Raw genomic sequence first — 6,845 nt, 5'->3', positions numbered from 1 at the left:
GACCGCTCGGTTCGTAGCCGAGTACTCTATCCAGCTGAGCTATGAGTCCGTGTCTTGCCGCGCATTATAGGTCACTAAAACATTTTTGCAAGAACTTTTCGTTTAAAAACAACTACTTAGCGTCTTACTGTTTACAGCGCCCTAAGCGAATAATGGCGGTGAAGGGGGGATTCGAACCCCCGATACCCTTATGAGGTATACTCCCTTAGCAGGGGAGCGCCTTCGGCCACTCGGCCACCTCACCGCAACACGAGGCGAATATTAAACAGGCTCTTCCTCGTTTGCAACCCTTTTTTTGAAAAAAACTTCAAAAGAATTAAAGGCTTGGCTCTTCGTCCTTCTCGTTCTTGATCCGCAGGTAGATTTCTTCACGGTGCACGGCCACTTCTTTAGGGGCGCTCACACCGATGCGTACCTGGTTGCCTTTGACGCCGAGCACCGTCACGGTGATCTCGCCATCTCCAATGATCAGGCTCTCGGCGCACCGACGAGTCAGAATCAACATAGCTTTCTCCTTACGCAAAACATTCAGGGATTACAGTCTTGGGGTTCGGCGCCGCACCGTGGACCACGGCACGGGCGCCGGTTGCCCATCGCGCCTGGCAGGACAGGGCCTGCGCGACGGGCAGAAACGCGAAGGGCGCGGCAAGCCGCGCCCTTCCAGGCAAGGCGTTACTCGCTCTGTCGGGCAGGCGCATCAAGCTCGAACGCGGTGTGCAGTGCACGTACCGCCAGCTCCAGGTACTTCTCTTCGATCACCACGGACACCTTGATCTCGGACGTGGAAATCATCTGGATGTTGATGCTTTCCTTGGCCAGGGCCTCGAACATGCGGCTTGCAACGCCGGCATGCGAACGCATGCCAACGCCGACGATGGACACCTTGGCGATCTTGGTATCGCCGATCACTTCCCGGGCACCCATCTCGCGAGCGGTGGCTTCCAGCACGCTCTGGGCCTTCTCGTACTCGTTGTGGTTTACGGTGAAGGTGAAGTCGGTGGTGTTATCGTGGGCAACGTTCTGCACGATCATGTCGACCTCGATGTTCGAGGCGCTGATCGGGCCGAGGATCTTGTAGGCCACGCCAGGGGTATCCGGCACGCCGCGGATGGTCAGCTTGGCTTCATCACGGTTGAAGGCGATACCGGAAATGATCGGCTGTTCCATGGATTCCTCTTCATCAATGGTAATGAGGGTACCCGGACCCTCCTTGAAGCTGTGCAGCACGCGCAGCGGAACGTTGTACTTGCCGGCGAACTCCACCGAACGGATCTGTAGCACCTTGGAACCGAGGCTGGCCATTTCCAGCATCTCTTCGAAGGTGATCTTCTCCAGGCGACGGGCCTGCGGCACCACCCGTGGGTCGGTGGTGTAGACGCCATCGACATCGGTGTAGATCTGGCACTCGTCAGCCTTCAATGCAGCCGCCAGGGCCACACCAGTGGTGTCGGAGCCGCCACGCCCCAGGGTGGTGATGCTGCCATGCTCATCCACACCCTGGAAGCCCGCTACCACGACCACGCGCCCGGCCTTGAGGTCGGCGCGAATCTTCTGGTCATCGATTTGCAGGATACGCGCCTTGTTGTGCGCACTGTCGGTGAGGATGCGCACCTGGTTGCCGGTATAGGACACCGCCGGCACACCACGCTTGATCAGGGCCATGGCCAGCAGGGCAATGGTCACTTGCTCGCCGGTGGACACGATCACGTCCAGCTCACGCGGAACCGGTTGCTCGCTGATCTGCTTGGCCAGGTCGATCAGGCGATTGGTTTCACCGCTCATGGCCGACAGCACGATCACCAGGTCGTCGCCCGCTTCGCGGTGTTTCTTGACCTTATCGGCTACCTGTTCGATCCGCTCGATGGAACCGACAGAGGTGCCGCCAAATTTCTGTACGATCAACGCCATTTCAATGGTGCCTCAGCCCAAAGGGCCCCAAAAAACAATCCAACATGAAGGGCAAGGCGGCACCCAGGCCGCCCTGCCCGTCATCTCAAAGTCCCTGCTCTGCGAACGGCACGGCCAGCGCCAGGGCCTGGTCCAGCGCGGCGACGTCTACGCCACCGCCCTGTGCCATGTCCGGGCGCCCGCCGCCCTTGCCGCCCACTGCCGCAGCGGCTTGTTTCATCAGTTCGCCAGCCTTGAGTTGGCCGGAGAGGTCTTTGGTCACGCCGGCCACCAGCACGACCTTGCCCTCATGCTCGCTGCCCAGCAGGATCACTGCATGGCCGAGCTTGTTCTTCAGCTGATCGACCAGGGCGAGCAGCGCTTTACCATCCTGCCCATCCAGGCGGGCGGCTAGCACCTTGGCGCCCTTGACCTCCACGGCCGCATTGGAGAGATCATCCCCTGCGGCGCTGGCGGCCTTGGCCTGCAGCTGTTCCAGCTGCTTCTCCAACTGTCGGTTGCGCTCGAGCACAGCCGACAGCTTGTCGATCAGGTTGTCGCGGTTACCTTTCACCAGTTGCGCGGCTTCCTTCACCTGCTCTTCGGCAGCGTTCAGGTAGGCCAGCGCAGCAGCGCCGGTGACGGCTTCAAGACGGCGCACGCCGGAAGCCACGCCACCTTCGCTGATGATCTTGAACACGCTGATGTCGCCGGTGCGCTTGGCATGGATGCCGCCGCACAGCTCCACCGAGAAATCACCGCCCATGGTCAGCACGCGCACGGTATCACCGTACTTCTCGCCGAACAGCGCCATGGCACCCTTGGCCTTGGCGGTCTCGATGTCGGTCAGCTCGGTTTGCACCGGCGTGTTCCTGCGCACTTCGCGGTTGACGATGTCTTCCAGGGCCTTGATCTGCTCCGGTTTAACCGCCTCGAAGTGGCTGAAGTCGAAACGCAGACGCTGGCTGTCGACCAGCGAGCCTTTCTGCTGCACGTGCTCGCCCAGCACCTGGCGCAGGGCCTCATGCAGCAAGTGGGTAGCAGAGTGGTTCAGCGAGGTGGCGTGTTGCACCTGCTCGTCAACCTTGGCCTGCACCGGCGAACCAATCACCAGCGCACCGCTGGCCACCACACCATGATGCAGGAACGCGCCGCCGGTCTTGGTGGTGTCGCGCACATCGAAACGCGCAGCACCGGCCTGCAGGAAACCGGAGTCGCCCACCTGGCCGCCGGACTCGGCGTAGAACGGTGTGCGGTCAAGCACGACCACACCCTGCTCGCCCTCGCCCAGCTGGTCCACCGCCTGGCCGTCCTTGTACAGGGCGATGATCTTGCCCTCGCCTTCGGTAGCGTCGTAACCCAGGAACTCGGTGGCGCTGTCGACCTTGACCAGGCTGTTGTAGTCCATGCCGAAGGCGCTGGCGGAGCGCGCACGTTCACGCTGCGCGTCCATTTCACGCTCGAAGCCAGCCTCGTCGATGGTCAGCTCGCGTTCGCGGGCAATGTCGGCGGTCAGGTCCATGGGGAAGCCGTAGGTGTCGTACAGCTTGAACACCACGTCGCCTGGTACAACGTCGCCCTGAAGCTGGGCCAGGTCCTGCTCGAGGATGCGCAGGCCCTGCTCGAGGGTTTTGGCAAACTGCTCTTCTTCAGCCTTGAGCACACGCTCGATGTGCGCCTGCTGGTTTTTCAGCTCAGGGAAGGCTTCACCCATCTCGGCCGCCAGTGCGCCGACGATCTGGTAGAAGAAGCTGCCCTTTGCACCCAGTTTGTTGCCGTGGCGGCACGCGCGGCGGATGATGCGACGCAGCACGTAGCCACGGCCTTCGTTGGACGGCAGCACACCGTCGGCGATCAGGAAACCGCAGGAGCGAATATGGTCGGCGACCACCTTCAGCGAAGCCTGGCCCTCATTGCTGCAACCGATGGCCTTGGCAGCCGCCGCCAGCAGGTTCTGGAACAGGTCGATCTCATAGTTCGAGTGCACATGCTGCAGCACGGCGCTGATGCGTTCCAGGCCCATGCCGGTGTCTACCGAAGGGGCCGGCAGCGGGTGCAGCACACCGTCCGCGGTGCGGTTGAACTGCATGAAGACGTTGTTCCAGATCTCGATGTAGCGGTCGCCGTCTTCCTCGGGGGAGCCGGGTGGGCCGCCCCAGATGTCGGCGCCATGGTCGTAGAAGATCTCGGTGCACGGGCCGCACGGGCCGGTATCGCCCATGGTCCAGAAGTTGTCCGACGCGTAGGGTGCACCCTTGTTGTCGCCGATGCGTACCATGCGCTCGGCAGGCACGCCGACTTCTTTGGTCCAGATGTCGTAGGCTTCGTCGTCGGTGGCGTAGACGGTGACCCAGAGCTTGTCCTTGGGCAGGTTCAGCCACTTGTCCGAGGTCAGGAAGGTCCAGGCAAAGGTGATGGCGTCACGCTTGAAATAGTCGCCAAAGCTGAAGTTGCCCAGCATTTCGAAGAAGGTGTGGTGGCGCGCGGTGTAGCCGACGTTTTCCAGGTCGTTGTGCTTACCACCGGCGCGCACGCACTTCTGGCTGCTGACAGCACGGGTGTAGGCGCGCTTCTCCGCACCGAGGAAGCAGTCCTTGAACTGGTTCATGCCGGCATTGGTGAACAGCAGGGTGGGGTCGTTGTTCGGAATCAGCGAACTGGACGCGACTCGGGTATGTCCCTGCTCTTCGAAGAAGCGAAGGAAGGCTTCACGGATTTCTGCGCTTTTCATAGGTTCTTCCACGGAAACGGCGGCCCGTCTGGGCAAAGCGTCGACGAAACGACGGCAAAGGGCCGCATTATATCGGTCCTGTAGTCTCGATGCAGTGTGTTTATGCGATACAAACCGCGCTTTCGGCGGTTTTTCGGGGCATGCAAGCGAAAACGACATGCGCCGATGCTAAAGCCTGCCTTTTGCTACTGGCAAGCCATTAGCGCTCATGCCCGGGCAAAATGGAACAGGCGGTGAGTTAAAAGGATTTCATCTACGCTCGCCCCTGCCCTGGCGCTAGCACAGCCCTTACCTGCACGGTGCTAGATGTGCAATGCACCGTGCTACGGCGCTCACCCTAGTCTGGCCTCTCATTCTCTGGAGGCCCCGAACATGACGACACCTGTAGCAACCACACACCTGCTGGATGCAAATGACAAAACCCGGGTTGCGGCCCACGGCGAAATGGATGAAGCCATTGCCCACGACATCGTGAGCGAAGCCGGCCTGCACAGCACACGGGTCTATTACGATTACGAGCTGTTCGACCTGCACACCTCGCCACTGGCAACCCTCCAGCGCAGGCTGATCACCGCCTACGATGGCGATGAGAACATCGGGGAATGCGACGAGATCCTGGCGTGGTTGTCGAGCCCCGATGTGGAGCTGAGCCAGGACAAGGACATCACCCTGAAAGTGGCCGGCCAAACGTTCATCATCCAGCCCGCCACTGCCGAGCAACGCCTGCACCTGCTGTTTCTGGGTGCCGACGCGCCGGCAGGCATCGGTGAAGGTATCGCCCAGCCGCTGCGCGTGGACAGCCATGCCAACCCGGACAACCGCATCGATGTGACGGCGCTCGACAACCTGTACCTGTATGGCACCCCCCAGTTCCAGGCAAGGGTGTACGAGCAGTTGCTGCTGCTGCCCGGCTACCCGGCGCTCAAGCAGTTGCTGGACACCGCACGCCAGCGCTACGAAACCGTGCCGGACATGGTGCTGATGCAGTGCTATGCGGGCCCGGCCCAGTTCGGCCCGGGCTTCGACCTGGAGCGGGTGATCCCCAACGAGCATGCCCACCGGTTGTCAGGCGACTACACCGCGGTGCTCTATGACCCGTACGAAGCCAGCGGCCTGGACGGTTTGACCACACTGGCCAGGTTGCTGCAACAAGCCTACGACGCGCTGGCGCCAGACCTGCTGCTGCCCGCCCCGGCTACCGGCGGCTGAGCGGATCAGGGCGAAAGGTCGTGCCCCTCGCTGGGCACGATCAGGATCCCGGCCCTCAGGCCGTTCTTCACCTTCGGGTTGGGGAAGATGATGCGCGCGCCCTCTTCTTCCACCACCCAGCGCATTTCTGCCAGGTCTTCGGCCAGCAGGTAGCCCTTGCTCAATTCGGAGAAGTTTTCGATTTCGGCGGGCAGGTGTAAGTGGAAACTGTCGCTGTGCTTGATGATTTCACGGGCCACACTGAACAGTTGCAGCCCATCGAGTGACTGCTCTGCCTGCGGCTCGGTCGCCTCCAGAATGCGTACCAGGCGCGCAGCCAGCTTGCCGAGGTTCACTTCGTCGTTCTGGCCAAACGGCCGCGCCTTGCCCAGTTCCAGCGTAAAGGCTTCGGCATCGAGTTGCTCATAGGTGAAGGCACTGAACGTGATGGACGGCTTGCGCTGCAGCAGCACCGCCTGCATGCCCGCCGCCGCCAGCCGTGCCAGCTCACGGCGCGAATGCTGGCGGCCCTCCTTGAAGGGGTACAGGGCGAACTGCTCGACCTTCGAGCCCCGGATGGCCGTGTGCAGGTCGTAGTGCAGGCGGCTGCGGCCAGGCTTGCTGAAGAATACCCGGGCAAACTGCTCCAGCTCTGCAGCCCGCAAGGCTTCCATGCCGCTGGTCTGCTCATGGCGGCCATTGAACAGGCGGTTGATGTCCTGCTCGATGTAGCGCTCGCCCTTGATGATGGCAGCAGGGTTGCCGAACAGAAACAGCACCCGCGCCCTGGGCACGATTTCGCCCTTGGCCACACCGTGCAGCAATTGCTCAAGCAGTTCGATGGGTGCTGTCTCGTTGCCATGAATGCCGGCAGACAGCAACACATCGAGGCCGCAGTCGTCGCTTTCTGCTGGGCGCACTTCCAGCGCGCCTTGCCCCAACCAGCGCAAACGCACGCCCTTGGTGGTCACTTGGGTCTTCTCGGCCGGTTCATGGCCGGTAAGGGTCAGCTCAAGCAGTTTGCCAAGGGCGAGCATAG

General features: G+C 61.7%; 5 protein-coding genes and 1 tRNA gene. 1 reads left to right on the top strand and 5 read right to left on the bottom strand.

The window, feature by feature from the left end; all coding sequences use genetic code 11:
- Window positions 1-153: 153 nt before the first annotated feature.
- The 4 genes from IAE33_RS18655 to alaS all read right to left on the bottom strand — a co-directional run bounded on the left by IAE33_RS18655 (window position 154) and on the right by alaS (window position 4,618).
- A tRNA-Ser gene (locus IAE33_RS18655) sits at window positions 154-244 on the bottom strand.
- Between the two features lie 72 nt (window positions 245-316).
- Window positions 317-505, bottom strand: a complete 189-nt coding sequence (csrA, locus tag IAE33_RS18650) for a carbon storage regulator CsrA (RefSeq protein WP_023533771.1) — start codon at window positions 503-505, stop codon at window positions 317-319.
- A 167-nt stretch (window positions 506-672) separates the two neighbouring features.
- Complete coding sequence (locus IAE33_RS18645) at window positions 673-1,908, bottom strand: aspartate kinase (protein ID WP_028635513.1); 1,236 nt, start codon at window positions 1,906-1,908, stop codon at window positions 673-675.
- A gap of 85 nt (window positions 1,909-1,993) precedes the next feature.
- Window positions 1,994-4,618 (bottom strand): alanine--tRNA ligase, encoded by a 2,625-nt coding sequence (alaS, locus tag IAE33_RS18640; protein ID WP_201164596.1) that lies wholly within the window; start codon window positions 4,616-4,618, stop codon window positions 1,994-1,996.
- A 372-nt stretch (window positions 4,619-4,990) separates the two neighbouring features.
- Between alaS and IAE33_RS18635 the strand changes: the two genes are divergently transcribed.
- Entirely contained in the window at window positions 4,991-5,827 is an 837-nt protein-coding gene (locus tag IAE33_RS18635) for a hypothetical protein (protein ID WP_201164595.1), read from the top strand.
- 5 nt (window positions 5,828-5,832) lie between these two features.
- On the opposite strand, the gene astE is transcribed toward IAE33_RS18635, so the two are convergent.
- The gene (gene astE / locus IAE33_RS18630; protein ID WP_201164594.1) at window positions 5,833-6,843 is read right to left on the bottom strand and encodes a succinylglutamate desuccinylase; all 1,011 of its coding nucleotides are present in this window, start codon (window positions 6,841-6,843) and stop codon (window positions 5,833-5,835) included.
- Between the last annotated feature and the right edge of the window lie 2 nt (window positions 6,844-6,845).

Source organism: Pseudomonas sp. S60 (assembly GCF_016647865.1).
GTDB lineage: Bacteria > Pseudomonadota > Gammaproteobacteria > Pseudomonadales > Pseudomonadaceae > Aquipseudomonas > Aquipseudomonas parafulva.
The sequence above is the reverse complement of the archived record's forward strand: the minus strand, read 5'-3'. Positions and strand labels throughout refer to the sequence as shown.

Excerpts from the sequence above, each read along its gene's own strand:
- alaS (WP_201164596.1), bottom strand. The coding sequence starts at position 4,618 with ATGAAAAGCGCAGAAATCCGTGAAGCCTTCCTTCGCTTCTTCGAAGAG.
- IAE33_RS18635 (WP_201164595.1), top strand. The coding sequence starts at position 4,991 with ATGACGACACCTGTAGCAACCACACACCTGCTGGATGCAAATGACAAA.
- IAE33_RS18645 (WP_028635513.1), bottom strand. The coding sequence starts at position 1,908 with ATGGCGTTGATCGTACAGAAATTTGGCGGCACCTCTGTCGGTTCCATC.
- astE (WP_201164594.1), bottom strand. The coding sequence starts at position 6,843 with ATGCTCGCCCTTGGCAAACTGCTTGAGCTGACCCTTACCGGCCATGAA.
- csrA (WP_023533771.1), bottom strand. The coding sequence starts at position 505 with ATGTTGATTCTGACTCGTCGGTGCGCCGAGAGCCTGATCATTGGAGAT.